This window comes from Longilinea arvoryzae, from assembly GCF_001050235.1.
In the GTDB taxonomy this organism is placed as follows: domain Bacteria; phylum Chloroflexota; class Anaerolineae; order Anaerolineales; family Anaerolineaceae; genus Longilinea; species Longilinea arvoryzae.
Genome location: NZ_DF967972.1, coordinates 1,641,339 through 1,664,548, shown reverse-complemented (window position 1 = coordinate 1,664,548; position 23,210 = coordinate 1,641,339). Strand labels below are relative to the sequence as shown.

General features: G+C 61.1%; 19 protein-coding genes. 2 read left to right on the top strand and 17 right to left on the bottom strand.

Annotation, left to right across the window (positions count from 1 at the left end; genetic code table 11):
• Window positions 1-10: 10 nt before the first annotated feature.
• Both LARV_RS07400 and LARV_RS07395 read right to left on the bottom strand, forming a co-directional pair.
• Window positions 11-352: a hypothetical protein gene (locus tag LARV_RS07400; protein ID WP_075073037.1), complete on the bottom strand. Its 342-nt coding sequence runs from the start codon at window positions 350-352 to the stop codon at window positions 11-13.
• Between the two features lie 27 nt (window positions 353-379).
• The gene (locus LARV_RS07395; protein WP_075073036.1) at window positions 380-1,684 is read right to left on the bottom strand and encodes an alpha/beta fold hydrolase; all 1,305 of its coding nucleotides are present in this window, start codon (window positions 1,682-1,684) and stop codon (window positions 380-382) included.
• Window positions 1,685-1,961: 277 nt separating this feature from the next.
• Between LARV_RS07395 and LARV_RS07390 the strand changes: the two genes are divergently transcribed.
• Window positions 1,962-2,474, top strand: a complete 513-nt coding sequence (locus LARV_RS07390) for a GNAT family N-acetyltransferase (RefSeq protein ID WP_075073035.1) — start codon at window positions 1,962-1,964, stop codon at window positions 2,472-2,474.
• A gap of 79 nt (window positions 2,475-2,553) precedes the next feature.
• Here the strand turns inward: LARV_RS07390 and LARV_RS07385 are convergent, their stop codons facing one another.
• The 5 genes from LARV_RS07385 to LARV_RS07365 form a co-directional block, all read right to left on the bottom strand.
• Window positions 2,554-4,635, bottom strand: a complete 2,082-nt coding sequence (locus LARV_RS07385; RefSeq protein ID WP_075073034.1) for an SH3 domain-containing protein — start codon at window positions 4,633-4,635, stop codon at window positions 2,554-2,556.
• 311 nt (window positions 4,636-4,946) lie between these two features.
• Window positions 4,947-5,726 carry a hypothetical protein gene (locus tag LARV_RS07380; RefSeq protein WP_152031744.1) on the bottom strand — a complete coding sequence of 260 codons (780 nt, stop codon included), beginning with the start codon at window positions 5,724-5,726 and terminating at the stop codon, window positions 4,947-4,949.
• Window positions 5,727-5,742: 16 nt separating this feature from the next.
• Window positions 5,743-6,513 carry a hypothetical protein gene (locus LARV_RS07375; RefSeq protein WP_075073032.1) on the bottom strand — a complete coding sequence of 257 codons (771 nt, stop codon included), beginning with the start codon at window positions 6,511-6,513 and terminating at the stop codon, window positions 5,743-5,745.
• A gap of 71 nt (window positions 6,514-6,584) precedes the next feature.
• The gene (locus LARV_RS07370) at window positions 6,585-7,070 is read right to left on the bottom strand and encodes a hypothetical protein (RefSeq protein WP_075073031.1); all 486 of its coding nucleotides are present in this window, start codon (window positions 7,068-7,070) and stop codon (window positions 6,585-6,587) included.
• Between the two features lie 98 nt (window positions 7,071-7,168).
• Window positions 7,169-8,170, bottom strand: coding sequence for a phosphotransferase enzyme family protein (locus tag LARV_RS07365; RefSeq protein WP_075073030.1), 1,002 nt, complete (start codon window positions 8,168-8,170; stop codon window positions 7,169-7,171).
• Window positions 8,171-8,369: 199 nt separating this feature from the next.
• On the opposite strand from LARV_RS07365, the gene LARV_RS07360 reads away from it, so the two are divergent.
• Window positions 8,370-9,140, top strand: a complete 771-nt coding sequence (locus tag LARV_RS07360) for an alpha/beta hydrolase (RefSeq protein ID WP_075073029.1) — start codon at window positions 8,370-8,372, stop codon at window positions 9,138-9,140.
• A 38-nt stretch (window positions 9,141-9,178) separates the two neighbouring features.
• Here the strand turns inward: LARV_RS07360 and LARV_RS07355 are convergent, their stop codons facing one another.
• The 10 genes from LARV_RS07355 to LARV_RS07310 all read right to left on the bottom strand — a co-directional run bounded on the left by LARV_RS07355 (window position 9,179) and on the right by LARV_RS07310 (window position 23,124).
• Window positions 9,179-11,728, bottom strand: coding sequence for a PEP/pyruvate-binding domain-containing protein (locus tag LARV_RS07355; protein WP_075073028.1), 2,550 nt, complete (start codon window positions 11,726-11,728; stop codon window positions 9,179-9,181).
• A gap of 74 nt (window positions 11,729-11,802) precedes the next feature.
• On the bottom strand, window positions 11,803-13,377 hold the full coding sequence (locus LARV_RS07350) for a glutamate synthase-related protein (protein WP_075073027.1): 1,575 nt from the start codon (window positions 13,375-13,377) through the stop codon (window positions 11,803-11,805).
• 54 nt (window positions 13,378-13,431) lie between these two features.
• Window positions 13,432-14,082, bottom strand: coding sequence for a GltB/FmdC/FwdC-like GXGXG domain-containing protein (locus tag LARV_RS07345; protein WP_075073026.1), 651 nt, complete (start codon window positions 14,080-14,082; stop codon window positions 13,432-13,434).
• A 23-nt stretch (window positions 14,083-14,105) separates the two neighbouring features.
• Window positions 14,106-15,272 carry a Coenzyme F420 hydrogenase/dehydrogenase, beta subunit C-terminal domain gene (locus tag LARV_RS07340; protein ID WP_172797810.1) on the bottom strand — a complete coding sequence of 389 codons (1,167 nt, stop codon included), beginning with the start codon at window positions 15,270-15,272 and terminating at the stop codon, window positions 14,106-14,108.
• A 41-nt stretch (window positions 15,273-15,313) separates the two neighbouring features.
• Window positions 15,314-17,443 carry a hydrogenase iron-sulfur subunit gene (locus tag LARV_RS07335; RefSeq protein WP_075073024.1) on the bottom strand — a complete coding sequence of 710 codons (2,130 nt, stop codon included), beginning with the start codon at window positions 17,441-17,443 and terminating at the stop codon, window positions 15,314-15,316.
• Window positions 17,444-17,451: 8 nt separating this feature from the next.
• The gene (locus LARV_RS07330) at window positions 17,452-18,159 is read right to left on the bottom strand and encodes a 2Fe-2S iron-sulfur cluster-binding protein (protein ID WP_075073023.1); all 708 of its coding nucleotides are present in this window, start codon (window positions 18,157-18,159) and stop codon (window positions 17,452-17,454) included.
• Window positions 18,160-18,168: 9 nt separating this feature from the next.
• A complete protein-coding gene (locus LARV_RS07325; RefSeq protein WP_083522400.1) occupies window positions 18,169-20,034 on the bottom strand; it encodes an NADH-quinone oxidoreductase subunit NuoF in 1,866 nt (621 codons plus the stop codon).
• Window positions 20,031-20,507: an NADH-quinone oxidoreductase subunit NuoE family protein gene (locus LARV_RS07320; protein WP_075073022.1), complete on the bottom strand. Its 477-nt coding sequence runs from the start codon at window positions 20,505-20,507 to the stop codon at window positions 20,031-20,033. Before LARV_RS07320 ends, LARV_RS07325 begins: the two co-directional genes overlap by 4 nt.
• A gap of 549 nt (window positions 20,508-21,056) precedes the next feature.
• Complete coding sequence (locus LARV_RS07315) at window positions 21,057-21,764, bottom strand: response regulator transcription factor (protein ID WP_075073021.1); 708 nt, start codon at window positions 21,762-21,764, stop codon at window positions 21,057-21,059.
• A 10-nt stretch (window positions 21,765-21,774) separates the two neighbouring features.
• The gene (locus LARV_RS07310; protein WP_075073020.1) at window positions 21,775-23,124 is read right to left on the bottom strand and encodes a GAF domain-containing sensor histidine kinase; all 1,350 of its coding nucleotides are present in this window, start codon (window positions 23,122-23,124) and stop codon (window positions 21,775-21,777) included.
• Between the last annotated feature and the right edge of the window lie 86 nt (window positions 23,125-23,210).

The window sequence follows — 23,210 nt, the reverse complement described above, 5'->3', positions numbered from 1 at the left end:
AATTTACGACTCAACGCCCGGCCATGAAATTGATCAGGGTCGGTTTGGGTTTCGCTGAAGGTCCAAAAGAGACTCCACCTGCCTTGGCAGGTTGAACTGGCACCACCGCTGCAAAGCCCTTGAGGATCAATGGCGCGGTGATGCCCACATTGATCGCCAGCCAGGGATTATCCGCCTTGACGCCCTGAATCAACACCAGGCCACCCCCCGCCAGCACCATCAGGACCGTAACCACCCAGTAGAATGGGCTGCGCAGGTAGGTCGGCAGGTTGGGGCTCTCACGCATGGCGTACCATTTCAGCAATTCGCCCAACACGCCGCCAATGACGCCGAATAAAAAGCTCATTCCCATGGTTTTTCTCCTCGGGTCGACCCGAAATTAAAACGCAAAGAACATCTTTTGCAGATCGCTGTCTCCGGCCGTTCCGTCTTCGATTTTGCCGCGCAGCGCCTCGGCTTGAAGTTCTGGCGAAGCCGGCGGGGTGACTTCGAACGGGAAGGGTCGCGGCGCGGGCAGAGTCTCGGGCAAGTCACAGGCGCCGGTGCGGATCAGATCCAGTGCCGCGCGGATGACAGAATTGGTTCCAGGCAGTTCGCGGTGAATCACCTGGGTGTAATAGGTCGTCGCGCCCGGCAGGACTGCCGACCACAAAGGCACGGTGCCGTCTCCGGAATCGGGTCCGCTGGCCTGACGCAGGGGTTGCAGGCGCGGCACATCGTTGTTGAACTGCAGTTCGACCGCCACGAGGGTGTCGATGTTGGCGCCGGCGATGACATGAATGGGTATTTGCGGTTCTGATCCCGCCAGGGCTTTGTGCAGCCCGCGCGCCGCGTCAAGATATTTTTGTTGAATTTCATCGATGCGCCACTCGGCGGCGCGGTACAGGTCGAAATTGACCGGGTAGCTGCGCCCGTCCGGAAAGAATTCGGGCGGCGCGGGCAGCAACTGGTAGACGCTCGGCAGGCAGAAAACCAGTTTGCGCATTTCGTTCTGTGCGTTGAGTTTGTCCACCGTTGCCATCATCGAATTGCCGTTGATCAGGTTGTCCACCGCATTGGCCGCGCCGAAATTGGGCGTGCCGAGCATGATCAAACGCGCGACATGCAGTTCGGCATGGCGCGGGTAGCGAGCCAGATAGCTGCGGGCGACCAGTCCGCCCATGCTGTGCGCTACCAGATTGAATTTGCGCTGCGCGACTCCGCCCGCCCAGTGATCGATCGAATTGCGCAATATATCCGCGTTGGTTTCGATCGGCCGCCGCCAGTCGTACGGGAACTCATGCAGGTTGGTCTGGCGGTTGAACTGCAGGCCGGTCTTGAGATAGGCCAGCTTTTCCAATCCGATCGGCACCACCTCCACCTCGGAGGCTTCGTCATTGTCGCCGTTCGAATTCAGACGCAAAAACCGCCCGTTGCCCTGCAGAAAGAGCAACGGGTTGACCCATATCAGCGTGGTGACGCCGCGAATACTGGCCAGCGTGGAACCCATGATGCCGGGGATCAACACCACCTCGTCCCGGGGTCCGGCCGGCGGCGGCGCGAAGGAAATATTCTGAATTTCGGCCACGGTATCGGCTCCCAATAGTTGCGTGACCGTTTCCTGATCTTCGCCGCGGACGATTTGCTCTTCGATTTCGGCCAGGGAAAGAGTCGACCAGCGGTGTAACAAATCATTGGTGTCCAAAGCTGCGCTCCTTTCGTCACACTACGGATAAACGGCAAACCCTTCGACTGTAAAATCAATAATTATTTACTTATTATATCTATTTTATTAATATAGCACGGCAACTCACAATTACAATCGGCATTTGGGCTGTGAATTCCTCCGGGAAGGATCGGGGGAGGATAAAAACAATACCAAAGCCTGATCTCACCCCGGCTCAACCATGCTAGAATGACTCGCATTCGTCGATCGACTGGATCAGGACATCCAGAAATAAAAATCAAAAGGAATTTCAAACATGGGTCGAGTATTCCTCGAAACGCCGCGCTTTCAGATCAGGGCATGGGAACTGAGCGACGCCGAAGAGCTTTGTAAAATCATGTCCGACAGCCGCGTGCATACCTATACGGGCGATCAACCCTGGTCGCTGGATCGGACGATTGGATACATCCGGCTCAATCAGAAGTTAAATTTCGAGTCGCTCGCAGTCTTTCACGCAGCTTGCGTGCTCAAAGAGAATCATTCCATCATTGGGTTGACGGGCTTGAACCCCTACCTGCCCGGGCAACCCGAAATCGAATGGCAGTTTGGCGTGCCCTTCTGGGAAAAAGGCTATGCCACCGAGATCGGAAAAGCCGTCATTCAGGCTGCCTTTGCAACCACGGATATCGACTCCATCTACGGCATGGTGAATCCGCAGAACAAGGCTTCCATGCGGGTCATGGAAAAGATCGGCATGACCTGCCTGGGTCTGCGCGAGTTCCGCGGCGAACAGGATATGTTCTATCTTTTCAAAAGGCCACTTACCTAAAGTTCGACCGGCAGCCACTGGCAAGCCGTTCCATGAAACATTCGAACCTGTAATCAGGCGGGCAGGTTTTCAGAAATGGCTAAGCCGCTTTCAAAAACCAGGCCGCCGCCCAACCGCGCTCGCCCTTGGAATTCTCGCCGTAGATCCACTGCTCCGGCTGGCCGATCTTCAAACGCGCGGCGGCCAGGTCTGGTTCCAGCACGTTCAACACCTCGTTGGCGAACAATCCGCTCACCCGGGGTGAATTGACGCTGGGCTGCTTCCGCAGGTTGAGATCGGCGCTTGCGATCACCCTGAGCCCTACCTGCCCGGGTCCCCGCGGGGCCTGGGTACGCACCAGCCAGGCGGCGACGTACCCTTCCAATCCGGCCGGCGTGCGCACGTTCAGCCATTGTTCCGCCTGGCCGATTTTCGCGCGCGCCAGATCGGTGTCGCCCAGCACGGCCAGCGCATCGCTGCCGAGGACCACCGCCAGAATGTTATCCTGGGTGGAAGGCCGCGCTCGCAGATTGACCCATTCGATGGGATAGACCGTCAGGCCACTCGCGGGTGCGCTCTGGCCGGTGGCGCGCGCCAGCCAGGCTGCCACAAAACCACGCTGGCCCTTCTCGGTCTCCACCTGGATCCATTCATTTTTCCTGCCCAGCTTTTCGCGCGCCAGGCCGGCATCCCCCAACACGGTCAGGGGATCGTTCAGCGTCAGCATGGCCAGCAGCTCGAAACCCGTGCCCGGTCCGGCGCGCAGGTTGAGCTGGTCGAACGGATAGATCACCAGATCGCTGGGCGGAAAAGCCTGCCGCGTGTCCTGCAAAAACCAGGCCGCCGCGTAACCGGCCTGCCCGCTGGCGGTGAGCACCGCCAGCCATTCGCCTTGCCGGCCGATCTTCGGGCGCCCTTCAGCGGCATTGCCCAACACCTGAAGCCGTTCACCCGCCGGCAGCACTGCGATACCCTCGGCGTCCGTCGACGGCCCGCGGCGCAGGTAGAGCTCGATGGTCGTGAACACCTCCACGCCGCCCGGCGGCGGGAACGGCCCGACCCCGGGTTCCGGTTCGACGGCCGGGCTGTCCTTGAGATACGGCCACGGGTCGACGACCCCGGCCGGGTAACCTTTCGCCCCTTCGCCTTCGATCTTCAGCGTCAGGTGCAGGTGTGAACCGCGCGAGTTGCCGGTGTTATCCGCATTGCCGATCCATTCGCCGGCCGCCACGTGCTGCCCCACCCCGACCCGGATTTCCGAGAGGTGCGCGTAAACGGTGTGCACGGTCTTGCCGGCAATGCGGTGGCGGATGCGAATGTGGCGCCCGTACGGGTGATTCTTCGGAAAGCCCGCCTGGTACACCTCACCATCTGCGGCGGCATAGATGTTCGCGCCGGAAGGAGCGTACAGATCCAGGCCCTCGTGACCCGGCAGGCCGAAGCCCCGATAACTTTCCGGGTTTTCGCCGAAATACTGGTTCACGCGGCGACTGTCGACCGGCCAGCGCAGCCGGAATGCCGGCGCGGTTTCGGCGGCAAAGGCCAGCGCCTGCTCCGGCCAGAGCTGCCGGGGTGGATTGGGACTCGGCTTGAAGGGAATCACCAGCAGGCCGAGCAGTGCGGCGCTGCCATAAGTCAGCCCACCGCCGGCAAGGGATGCAACCAGGTGCTGCGTGGCGCCCGGATGGTTGGGATCGTACAGATTGAAATGGAACTGGCTCGGACTCTCCTGGTGCTCATAGCCCACCGCAACCCCGAAATGGCTGGCAGCCTGGCCAGCCTGCGTGCCCGAAAAGAGCAGCGCCAGCACGACCGGCTTTCCTTTATCGAGCTGGCGGCGCAACTTGAGGATCTCGCGTTGCAGCAGGCGTTTGCCGCGCTCGCCATCCACAAGCAGCAACTCCATGATCTTCAGGATCGTTTCCGGCTTCAGGCTGTCAAGATGGCGTCCGCGCAGGTAAACCTGCAGGCCTTCGTCGGCCACGGCCGGCGGGCGCTGCCCGGCCTGAAAATAATCCAGCGCGGCGAAGCACATGCCGCCGCACAAGCCATCGCTGACCGCGTTTACATCGACCGACCCGCCCAGCGGCAGGTCGTAATGCAGCGGCAGGCGCACATCGAAAGCGTTCGCAAACGGAAAGCCATGCGTGTGGGGCAGGAAATCGGTCTGCACCAAAGCCATCGGTCACCTCCAGGGGGATCGCTGAACCGTTCCAGTCCTATTTATTATACATATAACAGGTAAACAATTAATAAATTTTGGAGGATTAGCCACAGAGGCCGCAGAGAACACAGAGGGAAAAGAAAGGGGAAGAAGAGAGAAATGAAGAATATTTCTTCTTGAAAAAATCCCCGCAAACTTTACATTTATATCTTTTTCATCACATTATAAAAAAACTCTGTAACCTTCATGGTTCAGAGTTTTCTTCTTCTCTTCTCTTTCAACTCTCTTATCCCTCTGTGAACTCTATGATCTCTGTGGCCGGTATTCTTCTACTTCCCCGCCTGAGGCCAATCGATCTTCAAATACTTGGTATAACCATGTTTCTCCACACCGTACACCCGCCCAAACGAAGGCTCGCTGCAGCCGGCCTGATCCACCACCGTTGCCGTCGTTTCATATGCGCCGATCGGCACGAAGGTCAGCTTGCCGTCCCGGCAGACCCAGGTTTCCAGCAGGTAAGGTTCCTGCTCCGAATCGTCGCCGGCGATCAACACCATCGGCGCCCAGGTAATGGTCACCTCGTCACCCTTGCGCGTGGCAGTCACATAATCCAGTGCATCATAACGCGTCGACCAGGGCCGCTTGACGGTCAGCGGGTCGACCGGCTGCACCTGGTTGATGTCGCCTTGCACGTCCATCCACTCCAGGTTCATCCAGCACGGGTTGTCGCCGCCGATGGCCTGCACTTCAATGTACCCGGTATCGGCGATATAGCCGATGATGTCCAGGCGGTTGCCCTTCAGCAGGCCGTATTTGTACAGGTAAGCCTTGGACGGGCCGTAGAAGCAGCTCACGTGCTCCTGGTTGACGATCCCGCGCAGCACCACGTAGGTTGGGATGGGCGTAAGGGTGGCGGTGGGAGTCGGCGTTTCCGTCGCCGTCGCAGTGAGCGTCGCTGTCCCGGTCGGGGCCGGCGATGCCGTATCGGTCGGCGAGGGCAGTTCAGTGGGCGCGGCCGTCGGTTGTTCGGTTGGGATGGGCGGTGTGGCGGAACAGGCTGCCAGCGTCGCCAGCAGCGTCAAAGCAAGCAACACAGATCGAAATCGCATCATTATTCTCTCTGCATCACGGCCAGGGGATGGCCACCGGCTCGGAGAAGCCGTGTTTTTCGACGGTGCGGATCTCGCCCTTGGAGGGCTGACTGCACCCCGAATCGTCCTGGACCGTATAAGTGGTGGTGTATTGGTCCGGGAAGGAGACCGTCCACCACAGGTAAGCGCCGTTCTGGCACACCCAGGCTTCGATGAAATAACCGCGATCCTTGTCCTCGGTCATCACCATGCGGCTCCAGGTGATGGTCACCTGGTTGCCGTTGCGCGAAGCCTGCACGCCGCGCGGCGGACCGTACTGGTTGGAACCGACTTTCATCAGGTCCGGCGTGGTGTAAAGGATGGTCGTGATATCGCCGGTCACATCGATGACGGAAGGCGCCACCCAGCAGGCATAGGCCAGTTTTTCGAACTTGATCTGAAGCCAGTTGCTGTAGAGGAAGCGTCCCCACACCACGCCCTTATCGCCGGCATACAGATCCGCCGCGTGCAGGTAGGCCTTGGACGGGCCGTAACGGCAGTGCGCAGTCTGGTTCACGACCACATCCGGGAAGTCGAAGGTCGGCGAGGGGGTGATGCTGGGCGTGAGGGTGATGGTCGGGGTGGGGGTGATGCTGGGCGTGAGCGTGATCGTCGGCGTAAGTGTGAGCGTGTCGCTTGGCTCGGGCGTCGCCGTAAGGGTCGCAGTGGGCGGAAGCGCTGTGGCAGTCGGCGCGGGCTGCGCCGCGCCGCATGCGCTGAGCAAGAAGGCCAGCACAATCAGGCTGAGGGGGATTGTTTTCCACATGAGGAAATTCTAGCATATTCGGACAAAACAATCCGAATTTTTACAGAAGTGAAAGCAATAGCGATTTTCCCTTACCGTCTTCTTCGCAGCAGGAATCCCAGCAACCCGGCAAACAGCCCAAACGCCGCGCCGAAAGCAATGGCCTGGACGGTTGACATTTGCACCTTGACGTTCTGGCCCAGTTCGGCCTGCGGGGTGAGCAGGACGGCAATGGTGCTGTTCTCGACTTTAGCCTTCCGGCTGTAAAGGATGCCGGTCGAGCTGTTCTGCAGGTCGATGCCGGCACCGGCGACCAGGATGCCGCCCCCGCTGTTTTTCATCTCGATCCCGGCGCCCGCGACGACCGCCTGGCTGAAGCTGTTCTCGACCTGCGCGCCCTGGCCGGCGACGACGGCGCCGCAGGCCGAATCGGTGATGCTGGCGCTGCCCTCGGCCTGCACGGCGCCGATCAGGCTGTCCGTGATATGGGCATCCCGCGCCGCGACGTGATCGGCTGTGCCATGGATTTCATCGATCGGTTCGGTGGGTGCGATACTCTCATTCGTTTCATCCGTCATGGAAATCCTCCGTCTGGCAATGATTACTGTAATTTTATCCGCTTTTGGTTCTGAAGAGATACCAATATCTCGCCGGGAATCGAAAACCGGCGGCGCGCTCAGGGCAGTAAAGCGACGAAATCCTGCGCCGACGCGAAGTAGGGCGCATCGTTCTCGATATTCTCCTTGCGTCCGCGCATGAAATCTGCGCACCACGCATCCAGGTGATTCAAATCCAGGCTGCGGTGGATGGCGATGTACAGATCGATTTCGCGCAGCTTAAGGAAATACGGGATCTGCGCCAGCCAGAAAGGCTCGATCGAATTTTCGAGCCGGTAACCCGACAGGAATTCCGCCAGAAAATTGCGCCCGAACTCCCAATCTTTTTGCGTACAGTGCAGGGGCAGGACGTAGAAAAGCGCCATGGCGATATCGTAAGCATACCAGCCGTACAGGCAGTCGTCGAAATCGAAGAGCGTGATCTTGCCGTCCTGTACGAAGAAATTTCCGCCGTGCGCGTCCTGATGGATCAACCCGTACACGTCCGGCGTGGTGGGCAGGGTGTGCAGATAGGCCAGCAATTCGTCATATTTGCGGATGACCGTTTCCTCACCGGCCGGCAGGTAGCGCCGGGCGAAACCTTCCAGGTCGGCGAAAATTTCGGGGCGCCGGATGTCCGGGTCTGGCACACGGTAATCCCTGGCCAGGGCATGCATCCGGCCCAGCATCCGCCCGAGCGTCGCGGGCAGCCCGTCAGTCCAGTCCTCGCGGCGCGGCGGGCGGCCGGGCGCCTTTTCGAAAGTCACTGCGGAGAACACCGATCCGTCTGCGGCCGGGATGACCTCCACCAGTCGGCCGCCGGTCGATGGCAGCGCGCGCGGTACACTCACGCCGTGATTCGCCAGGGTGTTGATCCAATCGATTTCACCCGCGATCATCTGCGGTTTGCGGTGCAGGCTGTGAACGATGCGCAGGATGCGAGGTTGTTTTTCGACCTGGATTTCATAGATGAAGTTCTCGAATCCATCCAGGGCAACGACCTCCTCCGGGCATCCGTCAAAACGTTGCAGGGCTTCGTGAAGAATGGCGTCGCTGAAAAGCGCGCGGCTGTGTTTATCCATTCGGGTATCTCCATAATTAAGGCTGTGATCGTGAAACCAACGCGGGCGATTTGAATTATAGACCGGATGCCGGAGGAAAAGGTCTAGTTTAAACTCTATCCTTTTTGTTCAATTTTCTCTTTGGATGGTTGTTATAATAAAAGGTCGTTTTATCCTCTTGATCTTTATGCCGAACCTTTGGATGGATTGGAGAAGAACCATGGCGCTGATTCGAATGGATCATTTAGCGGAAAATCTCAAGGTCAACCTGCCGCTCTATATTATCGTTCCCGAGCCGGGCGCCATGCGTGGCATTCCGGTGCGCGAGCGCAAGGTGCTTTACCTGCTGCACGGGCTGAGCGACGACGCCAGTGCCTGGTCGCGCTTCTCCACGATCGAAATCCTTGCCAGACGGTACGGGTTGGTGGTAGTCATGCCCTCGGTGGGACGCAGTTTCTACATCGATCAACCCAACGGGCAGGCTTATTTTACCTACCTGACCCAGGAACTGCCGCGTTACCTGGAAGACGTGTTTGGCATCCAACCCGGGCGGGAGAAAACGCTCATCGCCGGACTCTCGATGGGCGGCTACGGCGCGTTCAAGGCCGCGCTGCTGCGCCCGGAACGTTATTTTGCGGCGGCCAGCTTCTCGGGCGTGCTGTCGATGGATATCTGGGCCGCCCATGCCAGCGACCAGCGCCAGACGGAGTTCGAGCTTCTGTTCGGCGACCTGAACCGGCTGCCCGGCAGCGAGCACGACCCGTCTGTCTGGCTGGAACGCGCGGCGCAGAACAAATCCGTCTTACCCCGGCTGTTCGCCGCCTGCGGCAGACAGGACGATCTCCTCCCGACAAACCTGCAATTCAAGTCCCGCTGCCAATCGTTGGGCGTGGCGCTGGATTATCACGAAGAAGACGGCCGCCACGATTGGCCCTTCTGGGATCGGCAGATCCAGCGCTTCCTGGGCATGGTGCTCGAGCCGGAAGAATAGGATTTTTCATCGAATCGCCCCTCACCAGACCGGCAGGATTAGTGATCCGGCGCCAGGTAGGCGATGGCGTGGTTTTTATCGCCGTCAAAATAAATTTCCATGTGCGTATCCGGGCGGTAGGACGCCACCTCGACCAGGCGGATCACCTCCGCCACCCCAGGGCTGGCGCTGATCAGTTCGGGCAGGTGGTTGGGACCTTTCTCGAAGAAATCCCGGTTGAAGAAGGTGCGCTCTTCACCCAACTGAATGGCCAGCGGATAGATCTGGGCTTCCATCAAATCCTGGAAGAAATGCGTGCCAAAGGACGAATCCAGGGCCGAACCGCCGCCGGTGCCGGATAGTTCGATCATCGCGCCGGCATTGAACACATCTGCGTAATTGACGAAGACGCCCAGGTCGTGGTTGGTCGTCCCCCAGCGCCCCGGCCCGACGCAGATGAATGTCTTGGCACCCAGCAGGTGATTGAGCTGCGAGATGATACGGGTCAGCTCCGCGCGTTCAGCGTCGCCGGGCAGGGCAAAGTATTTTTGCGGGTCGACGTAAATGGCGTAGCGCACATTCGGCAGATAGCCCTGCGGGACCATGAAATGGGTGGAGAAAATGATGTCCTCGGGTTTCAAATTCGCCGGCACCACGTCCGGCAGCACCAGCATCAACTGGCTCTGCGGACGGCACTGCAGCAGGGTGATCTGAACGGGGCACACCGGCAAAGGCGGGTCCGGAATCCGGACCGTGAATTCGACGTCCACCGGCGTCCGGTAGTGCTCCTCCAGGATTTTCAGTGCGCGCGACAGATTCCTGGCAAACGGCGTCCGGCGCAGCAGTTCGTCGTAGGTGATCGCGGCCCGGGGCAGTTCATCGCTCATCACCCGCGAACGCGGCGTCGAATAATAACCGTCGTTTTCGATCTGGACCAGGTACTTGAGCGGCGGATAATTTGAATCCAGCAGCTCTTTGACGGGCAGGGTTTTGAACGTGTTTTCCTGCAGGTCGATGACATCCACGAATTTCTGCGAATAATAGCGGATGGCCTGCGGGTCGTCGTCCGGCTGGAGTGTCGGGTGGCTGAGGGCGATCAGGCGCGGGTAATCGTTGCCGCCGCGTTCGACGGCGTGCGTCCCCAACCCCCACACCAGGCGCGCGAAGCCGTCCTCGCGCCGAATCTGCGGCGCCCAACGGAACAGGTTGTGGCTGAACGCCACCCCGGCCCCAAAGGGCAGGTAATAATGCCCGCACGCCTGCCCCTGCACCTCCTGGATGATCACCGCCATGCGCTCATCGTAATCCTGCAAGCCCTTGCTGCGCCGGTAGAGCAGCGCATCCGGGTTCAATGTGCTGGCATAGGTCCTGGCGATGGCGGTCGTCAGGGCGCGCAGGTTTTCCTCCGACGTCCCCTGGTTGGGGCAGAAGAAGCTTTCATATTTTCCGGCGAACGAGGTGCCGTAGCTGTCCTCAAGCTGGCTGGAGGAACGCACGATGAGCGGTTTGGGGCCCATTTCGGCCAGGATTTCCTTCAGCCGTTCGACAACTTCGGGCGGAAAATGCCCGGCGGCAAACTGCTCGCAGATGAGCGGATACTCGCTGTAGATCTTCTCTTCGGGTTTGTATTTCTGGTTGTTCCAGTGCATCAGGCCGTTCATCGCCATGAAGATATAGATCAAATCCGAACCCAGGAAGTAGGAGGTCGGAATGACGATCGACTCGCGTAACGCTTCGTCGGCGACTTCGCGCAGGATGCGCCCGGCAAAGACCAGCCCGGCCGCTTTCCCGCCGATCTTGCCGCTGCTGATGCGGTGCTGGTAAACCTCGAACAGGTCGCCGATGGTCAGCCAGTCCTTGGCGACGTTGATGTAGGCCAACTGGTCGCTGACCAGGCGCCGGATCAGGGTGACTTTCAACTCGCGCAGGTGCGGTTCGAGCATCTGGCGTTCGCCGGGCGGCATCTTTTCGATGGCGAAGGCCCGTTCGAACAGGACCGATTCGGGCGTCAGCTCCAGCGTCAGCGTGGTCGGCGCGCCACCCAGGCCGGCGCTGCTGAGGCCGCCCTCAGGCCCTATTTCCAGATCAGAACGCTTCCAGACCTGCATGGAGCGCAGGAAGGGCTGGCTGACCACCAATCCATAGCCGCGTCCTTCGAAAACCTCGCGGTCATCGACCATTTGCATGTCCAGGTTGAAGCAGGCCGGCTGGGAGTTCGGGCAACCCAGCTCGCGGCGCGCCCCGCACAGGGCAGTCTCCAGCGTGGCGTTCAATGAAGTCAGGGCGGCGCTCTTGCGGTCCACCCACGCAATCAGGTTGATGCCGCTCTGGCGCGAGGGCAGGTGAACGCTGGCTGCCGCTGGATTGTGCAGGGCCGGCTCCGGTTCGTACTTGACCACCGCCTTCAGGTTCCTGTCCACCTGGCTCAGGTAACGGACGAGATGGATGATCAGATGGTTGGTGAATACCCGGCAAACGTCGCAGCGCCCCTGGTGAAGCATCTCCAACACCTGGGCGGTATTGCCCGAATAACTCTGGTCAGCGCAATCGGTGATTGCCGCATGCACCAGCGAATCAGCCAGCGATTGTTCCACGGAAGCATCAGCCATCGGGTCCTTCCATCTCAATCCAACGGATTGGTGCGGAATCAAATGCCTGAGACAGTGGTCCGGCCAGGCCCGAATTACTTGTGGCCGTTTCCACCGCCTTTTCCGGCCGTATATCCATTTTCCCAGATGGGCAGCGGGCGGTCGTAACCAACCAGTTTCAGCCCGGTCAGGGCGGCGGTGTTGAGGTCCATGGCACGCAGGTCCTCGGGCGACAGCTCTTTGATGCTGACGTGCCCGGAGAGCATGGTCAGAATCTTGACTTCCTCACTACAGGCATGGATGAAATTCGCCAGGCGCTGGCCGCCTTCGACCGGATCCAGCCGGCTGCGGAATTCAGCCTTCTGGCTGGTGATGCCGTACGGGCAGTTGCCCTTGTGACAGGCGTAGCATACCCGGCAGCCCAGGGCAATCTCGGCCGCCGAGCCGAAACCGACCGCGTCCGCGCCCAGCGCCAGCGCCTTGTAGGCGTCCAAACCGTTGCGGATGCCGCCCAGAGCGATCAGCTTCACCTTGTGGTGCACGCCGTAATCCTGGAGCGCCTGAACCGCGGGTGGAATGCAGGCGATGGTCGGGATGCCGACGCCCTGCGTCACCACATCCGGCGAGCAGCCCGTCCCGCCGACCAGGCCGTCCAGGCTGATCGCATCCGCACCGGCCTCGATGCAGGCCGCCACGTCGGCGTAGGGGCGCGACGGACCCAGCTTGAACAGGATGGGGCGTTGATTGTCGGTCACATCCCGGATGAAGGCCACCATGTGCTTGATATCGTCCAGGGTCTGCACATCGTAGTAACGGCACGGGCTGAGCGCATCCGAACCGACCGGCACGCCGCGCACGCGGGAGACTTCTTCGGTCACCTTGGCTCCCAGCAGGTGGCCGCCCATGCCGGGTTTCGCGCCTTGCCCGATCTTCACTTCGACGGCGTCGCCGGCGTTCAGGTAATCGGCTGAAACGCCCCAGCGCCCGGTGGACCACTGGATGATCAAATAACCTCCCGGCTCCCAGGCCCGCCTGGCCATCTTCGAATCGCTGAAACCGCGCGCAAGCCAGGCTTCCTCGGGCACCAGCCCGCCCTCGCCGGTGTTGGTGGCAATGCCGGTCTGGGCAGCGGCGATGGCCAGGGCCAGCTTGGCTTCCTTGCTCAGCGCGCCAAACGACATGGCCGGCCACAGGAAGGGCTGCTTGAGCACCATGGGCTGCTCGCAGGTGTCCTCGCCGATCACAACCTGCATGTCGCATTCCTCGCGATATTTATCCCGCGGCGATGCGCTGGCGATCTGGCTGGGCACGACGGTGATCATATCGAAGTTGGGGGTCTGGCCGGCGGTGCCGAACCCGCGCAGCAGGTAATCGCCCGTTTGGGCTTTGTAGTGGATCTCCTCCACGGTCGAGAAGGTCCACGGATAGCGCGTGAAATATTCCGGTTCGGCGGGATTGATGCGAATGGCATTCGCCGGGCAGAATTCGGCGCAAATGCGGCAGCCGACGCAGGCGTTGAAGTTTTGCACGTTCATCTCGCCGCTGGTCAGGTCGAGAGCGTAAACGCCGTGCGGGCAGACGTCCGCGCAGGTGGCGCACTTGCCCGGCATGCGCGCGTTGACGCAGGTTTCCCGGTTGATGCTGACACAAAAGGCTCCCACGATAGGCATGTTATCCTCCAGTTCTCATCGAGCGATCCAATTTTCCCGGTCGGCTCGCAGCGTTTAGTGATAAAACGGTTTCTCTGAGGCGGCGACGATCTTCTTGAAATGAGCCGCATCCGCCTGGATGCCGTAATGCTCGAAGTAGCCCTGCAGTTTGGCAACGTCTTCCTCGCTCATCGGGACCAGCCGGGTGTTGTGTCCCAGGGAGCGGTATTCGCCGCCCAGGTAGATCGAACCGCGGATCAGGTAATTGGCGAAGTTCTCTCCGGCGTTCCCGATCACGATCAGGTCGCCCTTGAGCATGTACGTGCCGACCTCGTCGCCCACGTCCCCGTTGACGATGATGACGGCGCCCTTGTTCATGGTTCCGGTGAAGTCGCCGGCGTTGCCGTGAATGAGGACGGTTCCGCCATAGCAGTACTGCGCGGCGCCGTAGCCCACATTGCCCTGGATGATGACCGTGCCGGCGGTCATGTTATCGGCCAGATAATTCCCCGAATCCCGGGTCACCCGGATGGTCGCCCCGGCGTTGAGCACGCCCAGGTAATCGCCGGCGTCTCCCTCGATCACGACTTCGCCGTGCTTCAGTCCGGCCGCCAGGCCGTGCAGGTGGCTGGCGTTGTTCAGGGTGAGCGGGGTGCCGTTGACGCCCGCGCGCAGGTAGGAATTTACCTCATGCAGGCTTTGGGTTTTTACATCTTTTGTGGTCATGGAACCTCTCCTGTGTCGGGGGATCAGCAACCCGTGCAGCCGCGCGGGAAGGCTTCGACTGCGCCGGGGCGGACTGGCGTGCGGTACAGGCGGATGAACTGCTGAATGGCGTCAGCGCGTTTCTTAGGGTCGACCAGTCCATCCAGCATCAGGATTTCGAGATCCTTGAAGGCCTGGGCGCGTTCGCGGCGGTCTTTTTCGCTAGCGGCGGCTTCCAGAGCCTGCACATCCACCTCTGGCGAGGTCTCCAGCAGGCCCATCTGGACGGCGTTGCGCGTGAAAACAGCTCCGGCCTGCGAGCGCACAATCAGCGTGGAGGTTCCGGCCGGCGCGCCCAACGTGCCGATGGCCAGGTCCGCCGATTCGCCCAGGTAATCGTCGCACTTGCCGCAGCCCGGGCGCGTGAAGCTTTCAGCCTGCTGGCGCTGGATGGTGCGCACGCTGCCGTCCCACAAGGTCGCCTGCAGCCACTGCCGGTCCGGTGAAATCTCCAGCCGGCGGACCTGATCGCGCGAGACGTTCATGCGTTTGACCAGCACCTCGTCGATCATCTCCGGCCTGTAGATCCCGGTGCAGAATACGGCCACACTCAGGCGGATGGCCTTCTGATACGGTTTGAGAAGCTCGTTGGTCGAGCTGCGTAATTTTCGAATCGCCTGGGCTGAACAGGGCGTGCCGATCACGGCAATGTTTTCCATCTTCTGCTCGAAGACGGCCTCGTTCAGGGCGTCGAAAATGGGCGCCCACAGGTACTGGGGGCCGATCGTATCGACGATCTGTTCGACCGTGCTGCCGATGCGCGCCACTGGTTCCAGGTTCCAGCGATCCAGATCGAGCATGATCATGCCGTCCAGCAGTCCGGCGCTGCGCCCGGCGCTGATCACGGCCCGGGCGATATCGTTCGGCGCGCCCGAGAAAACCGGCCCGCGCGCGTGCGCGGATTGGATCGATTGGGCCTCGATGGGCAGCCAGTGCTCCAGGCGCGGACAGACTTCCTCGCAGAATTTGCGGCAGAATGTGCAACTGTCCAGGGTCGTTTTGGACAGCCCGAGGTTTTTGGTGCGCATCTGGCGCACGGGATGGGTTTCCTCCCCCCAGGCCAGAACCTGCTTCGAACAGGCAGCCACGCACATGCCGCACCCCGAGCAGTTATCCAGGTCCCAAACTTCGGTTTCCAAGCGTTTTACCATTCCATCCTCCTCGTCCATGAACCTTACGGCGAAGTTCTCCTCTACCGGGAAATCACCGGCATGTGCACGCCGGTGGGCATCTGTCCACGATCCGCCATCTCGGTATCGATCTGGCGTCGGAATTCTTCCAGAACTGCCGAGAACTTTTCGCCGTCCTGAACGCTGAAAAATTCAAGGCGCAGGCGGCGCGGATCGATGCCGTGCTGGGCCAGTTCCGCGTGCAGCATCTCGACCCGTTCGCGGGCGTACAGGTTGCCCATGCCGTAATGGCATTCGCCCGGTTTGCAGGCCCCCAGCAGGACGCCGTCGGCGCCGTTCAGGAAGGCCCACAGGATATGAAACGGGTCGAAGCGCGCCGAACAATTCATGCGCAGGATGCGGGCATTCTCGGGGAAGGTGATCTTGCGGTGTCCGGCGGATTCAGCTGCCCCATACGCGCTCCACTCGCAGGCCAGCACCAGCAGTTTGGACTGGCCGGGTTCGAAATGAGCCTCATCCAGAGCCGCCGTGATCTGGGCCGGAATTTCCAGGTTGTCCCAGCCCGGCAGGCGGATGGCCTTCACCGGGCAGACCACCACGCAGTTGCCGCAGCCGATGCACAGCAGTTCGTCGATCGTCGAGAGCGAAAGGATGCCGTCGCGGCGTTCGAGGTGGACGGCGTTGGCCGGACAGACCTGCGGGCAGTTGCCGCAGCCCGTGCAAAGCCCGGCGTCGATTTCCGCGATCGGCGAATCCACCCGGATGGCGTCCTGGTTCAGGAAGCGCAGGGCGCGCGCGCCGGTCAGGTAGGCCTGGAAGAGCGCTTCGGCGGTATCGGCGGGCTGCTGGGCGCTGCCCAATACGTAGAGTCCCGGGTCGGCATAGCTGCCCGGGCGCAGCCGGATGCGCGGCTCGGCCAGGAAGCCGTATTCATCCAGGGGCAGTCCCAGCAGGGTCGACAGCATGCGCGTGCTCTCTGCCGGGACGAGCGGCATGCTCAAGACCGCCTGGTCGTACGGGATGCGCACCGGTTCGCGGGTCAGAATATCCTGGATGTCGATGGTCTTGTCACCGATCACCGGAGCCGCTTTCTGGCCGTAACGGAAGAAGGTCACGCCCAGCCGGCGCGCCTGGACCAGTTCGGCTTCCTGGCTGCCGCCGATGCCCGAAAGGTAAAGTTCCCGGAACAGGACGGTGACGTTCGCCTCCGGATCGAGCTGCTTGACGCGAATGGCCTGCTGCAGTCCGATATTGCAGCACACCCTGGAGCAGTGGCTGAGCTGGCTTTCTTCGGCGCACAGGATGAAGACCACGTCCTTCAATCCCAGGCCCTCGCCGCGCTGCGCAGCGGCCTTCAGTTCGCCCCCGAACTCGGCCTGGGTTTTGACCCGCGCCCGGTCGAACCAGTGCCCGCTGCCCAGCGCCTTGGGCCGGGATGCGTTGGCGACGATGATGGCGCCGGCCGCGATGCTGGTGGTCTGGCCGCCGGAGTCCACCTCGACCTCATAATCACCCGGATGCCCGCGAACGGAAATCAGCCGTCCATCCTCGAGCAGGCGGATGCGCGGATGATTCTGCGCGGCCTGAAGCCGCTCGCGCGCCAATCCCTGGGCATCGTCCTCGCGCTCATCCTCCTTCAGAATCAGCAGCGTAACCGGGATGTCCTTTTCCGCCAGCGCCAGCCCCACGCTCACACCCCGCAGGCCGCCGCCAATCACCAGCGCGCTCCTTTGCACCTTGCCGTAGCGCGGCAGCGCCGCCTGGGTGGTGCCGAGTCGCGCCGCACCCATTTCGATAATGCTGGAGGCTTTGCGCAGGGCAGCTTGCGGATCGTCCTCGAAGAATTGGGTCGCATCCCGGATGTTGGAGACCATCAGATAACCCGGGTCCAGGCCGGCTTCGCGAACGGCGTTCCGGAAGAGTTTTTCGACCAGGCGCGGCGCGCAGCCTGCGATCAGGACGCGCTCCAGATTCTGCTCGCGAATGGCCCGGCGCAGGCGTTCCTGCCCGTCCCGGCTGCACGGGAAGGCCTCGTGATGGACGTAGACCACGCCCGGCAGGGCGGCGGTCTGGCGTTGCAAGGCTTCCGGATCGAGCCGCCCGCTGAGGATGGCGCCGCATTCGCACAGGATCACCCCCACCCGCGGCGGTTCCGGGGCAGCGCTCTGAGATACGAGTTCTTCTTCTGCCATGCTCCCTCCTAAGCCTTCGGTTCGTCCGGTTCGGCCGGCGTGCGCAGCAGGGCCGTCAGATCCTGCACAAAATTGGGCCGCAAATCGACCTCGCCGCTGGCCCGGTAATAACCGCGCCGGTAGCCCTCCAGGGTCGGCTCAACGTTATGAGCCCCGGCGACCTCCTCGAATTTGAATGCTCCCGTCGGGCAGATCAGGACGCAGGTCCCGCAGCCGATACAGCGCGAAGAAGCCAGTTGGAAAGGCGCGCTGACCTTCTTGGCCATGCCGCGCTCGATCAGGCTGATGGCGGCCACGCCGACAATCTCCTTGCAGGCCCGCACACACAGCCCGCACAGGACGCAGGCGTTTTCTTCGGCCAGTCGGAAGCGCACCTCCTGCACGCCCAGTTCGGCGGCCAGTTCGCGAATCTCGGGCACCTGCCCGGCGCCGGCCAGCAGAAGTTCGGCCGTCATGCGCCGGCTCTTCTGCACCAGCTCGGTGTTCGTGCGCACCACCTGCCCTTCCTCGCACGGGTAGACGCAGGCCGCCACCAGGCGCGGCGGGCGCTGCGGCAGGTCCAGCTCCACCATGCACAGGCGGCAGGCGCCGTACGGTTCGAGGGCCGGATGGTAGCACAGCGTGGGAATGGGGATGCCGTGTTCGCGGCAGGCCTCCAGCAGGGTGCGCCCTTCCGTCATCCGGATGGATTTATCATCGATCGTCAAAGAGATCATGCTCTCTCCTTACGCCACGCTCACAGCGCCGAATTTGCACAGGTTCAGGCAGACCCCGCAGCGCGTGCAGCGTGCCGGATCGATGCTGTGCGGTTTCTGTTTCTCGCCCTGGATGGCGCTTCCGCTGCAGTTGCGCAGGCAGACCATGCAGCCCGTGCAGCGCTGCGGATCGATGGAATAGGTGATCAGCGCCTTGCAGACTTTGGCCGGGCAGCGCTTTTCATAAATATGAGCCTCGTATTCATCCCGGAAGTAGCGCAGCGTCGACAGCACCGGGTTCGGCGCGGTCTGGCCCAGGGCGCACAGCGACGACCGCTGGATATGCGCTGCCAGCTCGGCCAGGTAATCCAGGTCTGCGGGTTCACCCTGCCCATTGCAGATTTTCGTCAGCGTTTCGAGCATGGCCTTGGTGCCGATCCGGCAGGGGACGCACTTGCCGCACGATTCCTGCTGGGTGAAGGTCATAAAGTAGCGCGCGAAATCGACCATGCAGGTATCTTCATCCGCCACCACCAGCCCGCCCGAACCGACGATGGCGCCCAATGAGGTCAGCGATTCGTAATCCATCCGCACGTTCAGGTGCTCGGCCGGCAGACAGCCCCCGGACGGCCCGCCGATCTGGGCGGCCTTGAAGGCCTTGCCCCTCGGGATGCCGCCGCCGATATCGAAGATCAGTTCGCGCAGGGTGATGCCCATCGGCACTTCCACCAGGCCGGTATTGTTGATCTTGCCGACGACCGAAAAGATCAGCGTGCCCTTGCTTTTTTCGGTGCCGATGCTGGCATACCAGTCCGCGCCCTGGCGCAGGATGATGGGCACCGCCGCCCAGGTCTTGACGTTATTGATGTTGGTGGGTTTGCCCCACAGGCCTTCTTCGGCCGGATACGGCGGGCGCGGGCGAGGTTCCCCAATGCGCCCCTCGATGGAGGCCATCAACGCCGTCTCCTCACCGCACACGAAGGCGCCCGCTCCCAGGCGCACGCTCAGGTTGAAGTCGAAGCCGCTGCCCAGGATATTCCTGCCCAGCAGTCCCAAATCCTCGGCCTGATGAATGGCCTGGCGCAGGTTCTTGACCGCCAGCGGGTATTCGGCGCGGATGTAAACGAAACCCTGGTGGATTCCCATGGCGTAAGCGCCGATCAGCATGCCTTCGATGACCGAGTGCGGGTTGCCCTCCATCACCGAGCGGTCCATGTAAGCGCCCGGGTCGCCCTCATCCGCGTTGCACACGATGTAACCGGCGCCGGTCTTTAGCACGTTGGCGCGGCACAGCGCCCATTTGACGCCGGTGGTGAAGCCGGCCCCACCCCGCCCGCGCAGGCCGGCCGAACGCACGGCGGCGATCACTTCCTCCGGCGTGAGCGTGGTCAACGCCTTCACCAGTGCCGAATAACCGCCCGCGGCAATGTACTCGTCGATCCGGGCCGGGTCGAGGTTGCCGTTCTTTTCCAGGATGAGGCGTTTCTGATGTTTGTAGAAAGGCACCTCGTCTTCGTGGGTGATCTTTTGGCCGGTCAGCGGGTCGACGTACAGCAGGCGTTCGATGACCCGCCCCGCCTGCAGGGTCTCCGAGACGATCTCCGGCACGTCCTCGACCCGGACGTGTGAATAAAAAATCCCCTGCGGGCGAATCACCACCAGGGGACCTCTTTCGCAAAAACCGTGGCAGCCGGTCACTTTCACATCGTAGGCCAGGGTTGCATCCATTCCCTGGCGGGCCAGTTCGGCCTTGAAAGCCTCCCACACCTTCTCGCTGCCGTACACCCGGCACCCCGTGCCACCGCAAACGGTGACCAGGGGACGCTGCGGGTCGTTTTCGGCCGCCTTCGAATGCTGCCACTGCTGAAATTCCGGGACGGTTTGCAGGCGGTTCATGCCTTCACCTCCGCTCGCAGGATCGTCTTCAGCAGTTGGTCGGCTTTCTGGACGTTCATCTGGCCGGAATATTCGCCATCCGTCACCACGATCGGCCCCAGCGCGCACGCGCCCAGGCAGTTGACCGTCTCCAGCGTAAACAGGTGATCGCGCGAAGTTTCGCCGGGTTCGATGCCCAGCTTGGTCTGGATGCGATCCAGCACCTGCGGGCTGCCGCGCACGTGGCAGGCGGTGCCCATGCACACCTGCAGGCAGTGTTTGCCCTTGGGTTTCAGACTGAAGGCGTTGTAGAAGGTGGCAACGGAGTAGATCTGCGACAGCGGCACGCCGAAGCGGTCGCTGGCCAGGATGATGGCCTCGGAAGGCAGGAAGTTGTAGCGCGCCTGGATGGCCTCGAGCGCGGCAATCAACGAGCCTTCGCCGAAGGCTTCCTGGTTGATGATCTGATCGATTTCATCGATTGAAATATCCATCCGTACTTTGCTCCTTTGGTTGCTCGAGAAGAAATACGGATATTAAGTTCATCCCCCTGAACCGGTAATGCCGAGGAATCTGTCACTTAAAGGGTACATTTTTTACATAAAGAATTGGAAAAGAAATACGATCCCTGCATAAAGATTACGTGAAAAAAAGCAGAATCCGTTTTCTTTGTTGTGGTCGACCTGCGCGCCTGCACCCGGAACGGCATCGACCATTTTCTTCGTAGCGGTCGGCCTGCGTGCCGACCCAACCCGCGTGGGCGGATGCCCGGATTTCGGCAATGCCCCATCCTTATCGTGGGTTGACCTTCGTGCCTGCACCCGGTACGGGGGTCGACCATTTTCTTCGTAGCGGTCGACCTATGTGTCGACCCAACCCGTATGGACCCATACGTCAAAGGATGGCAAGGCATCCCTCCCAACCTGGTTACGCGTGCCCACAGGGCGTCGATCCGACCGACGCCCAAAGAGCGGACACGCTCCCCTTCGGGGACAGGCGGTTCGCAACTACAGGGATCGCATAGGCTATCCGCAGCTACAGGATTATTCTTCCCTGGGTGTGACCAGCGAATACCCGACGCCCGGGCAACGGATGATCAAATTCGGGTGTGAAGGATCGATTTCGATTTTCTTGCGCAGATTGTAGATAAACGCGCGCAGGTACTCGGTATCGTTTGCGTAATCCTGGCCCCAGACGGAGGTCAGGAGCTGCTCGTGGGTCATGACCTGGTCGTGGTGTTGGGCCAGTTTGATCAGCAGATTGAATTCGATCGGTGTAAGGTGAACTTCTGCGCCATCCACACTCACGCGATGGTTGGCCGGCTGGATGCGCAGCCGGCCCAGGTGAAGATCAGTCAGGCCTTCGGCCGGTTGAGTCACCTGCGCACGTTTGAGCAGCGCGCGCACCCTGGCCACCAATTCTTTCGAATTGAAAGGCTTGGTGACGTAATCATCTGCGCCGGCATCGAATCCGCTAATTTTGTCGGCGTCCCGAACCTTGGCGGTCAACATAATGATGGGCACGGAGGAAAACTCGCGGATCTCCCGGCAGATCGCGTACCCATCCATGGAGCCCGGAAACATGATGTCCAGAATGATCAGGTCCGGCTGCTCGAGGGCCACCTGGCCGGCGGCCTGTTCGGGGCTGAGGCAGGTCAGCACCTTGAACCCGGTGGACGTAAACACGTTGCACAACAAGCGCACCAGTTTGCGTTCATCATCCACGATCAAGATTCGGCCGGGGTTGTTCATCGCGGATTTCCTATTCCGGCTCGCACGGGTCGAAATCGTCGGTGTTCTGCGCAGCCAGCGGCGCAAGCGGCCCGGTGTTGATCTTCAGGATCGGCAGCGAGAAGAATACGGTCGTCCCCTGGCCCAGTTTGCTGTCCGCCCAGATGCGCCCGCCGTGGACTTCGACGATGGCGCGCGCGATGGGCAGTCCCAGGCCCGTCCCCGGGATGCAGCGGGTATGGTTGTTGCGCACCCGGTAATATTTCTCGAAAATGGGGATCAAATCCTCGGGTGAAATGCCGATGCCCTGGTCGGCTATGCTGACGACGACATCCTCCTTGCGAACCTCGGCATGGATGACGATCAGGCCGCCGTTGGGCGAATATTTGACGGCGTTGTCCAGAATATTCCGAAAGACCTGTTTGATCCAGCGTGAATCGGCATTGACCAGCGGCAGCCCGGAGGACAGGTCGAGGATCAGGCGATGGCCGCTCGTCTGGCGTTGGATTTCATCCGCCACCTGGCGCGCAATCGTCTCCAGGCGCAGCGGCTGGGCTTCGATGCTGAGCTGGTTCACGTCGATCAGGGAAGATTCCAGGATGCTCTTGATCATGGACTGCATGCTGTCGCACTCTTCGTCGATCAGATGCAGGTATTCATTGATCTGATTGTTCTCCCACTTGACTTCGTCCATCAACAGCATGGTCGCGTAGCCCTTGATGGTGGTCAGGGGCATGCGTAGCTCGTGCGAGAGCGTGGCGATCAATTCCGAGCGCAATTGCTCCGCCTCGCGGGTCTGGCGGATGAGATCGGCTTTGGCGACCTGGCGCGAATAATCGATGGCGATCGCCATCAGGTCGGCCATGGATTGGAGAAACGGGATCTCCTCGGGATGGAACTGATGGCCTTCGCTGAGACTTTCCAGCACCAGCACGCCGAACTTCTGCGCGACCACGGAGATGGGCACGGCGATGGTGCAGGTGGTCTTGAAATCATGCCCGACCGCGCGTGACAGGATGGAATAATTGCCCGGCCGCATGTTCTCCATCTCACGCTCCACGTCCTGGCGCGAGTTCAGGAGCATCGCGACGCCTTCCTCAAACACCCGGCCGGTGATCGATTCGCCAGCCCGTAATCCGATGCGTTTTACCCCCACCGGGTCGCAGCCATAACTGGCCCACGGCCGGAACAACCCCGAGGATTGGTCCCAGATCATCACCACCCCAAAATCGGCCTGGCCGATGACCGGGAAGACTTTCTCGAGGATGGCATTTAGAATATTGGAAAGCGGAATGGGTTGTTTTAAAACCCGGGCAGCCTCGGCGAGTGTCTGATACTCGCGAGCGGCTTGAATGTCCGTCATTTCGCCAGTCGATCGCATAAATAGCTTTCCCGAGAGTTGAGAAGCGGAATGGATCTATTTTGGCGTTCGAACGATGAATCCGCAAATCATGTAATCATCAGCGG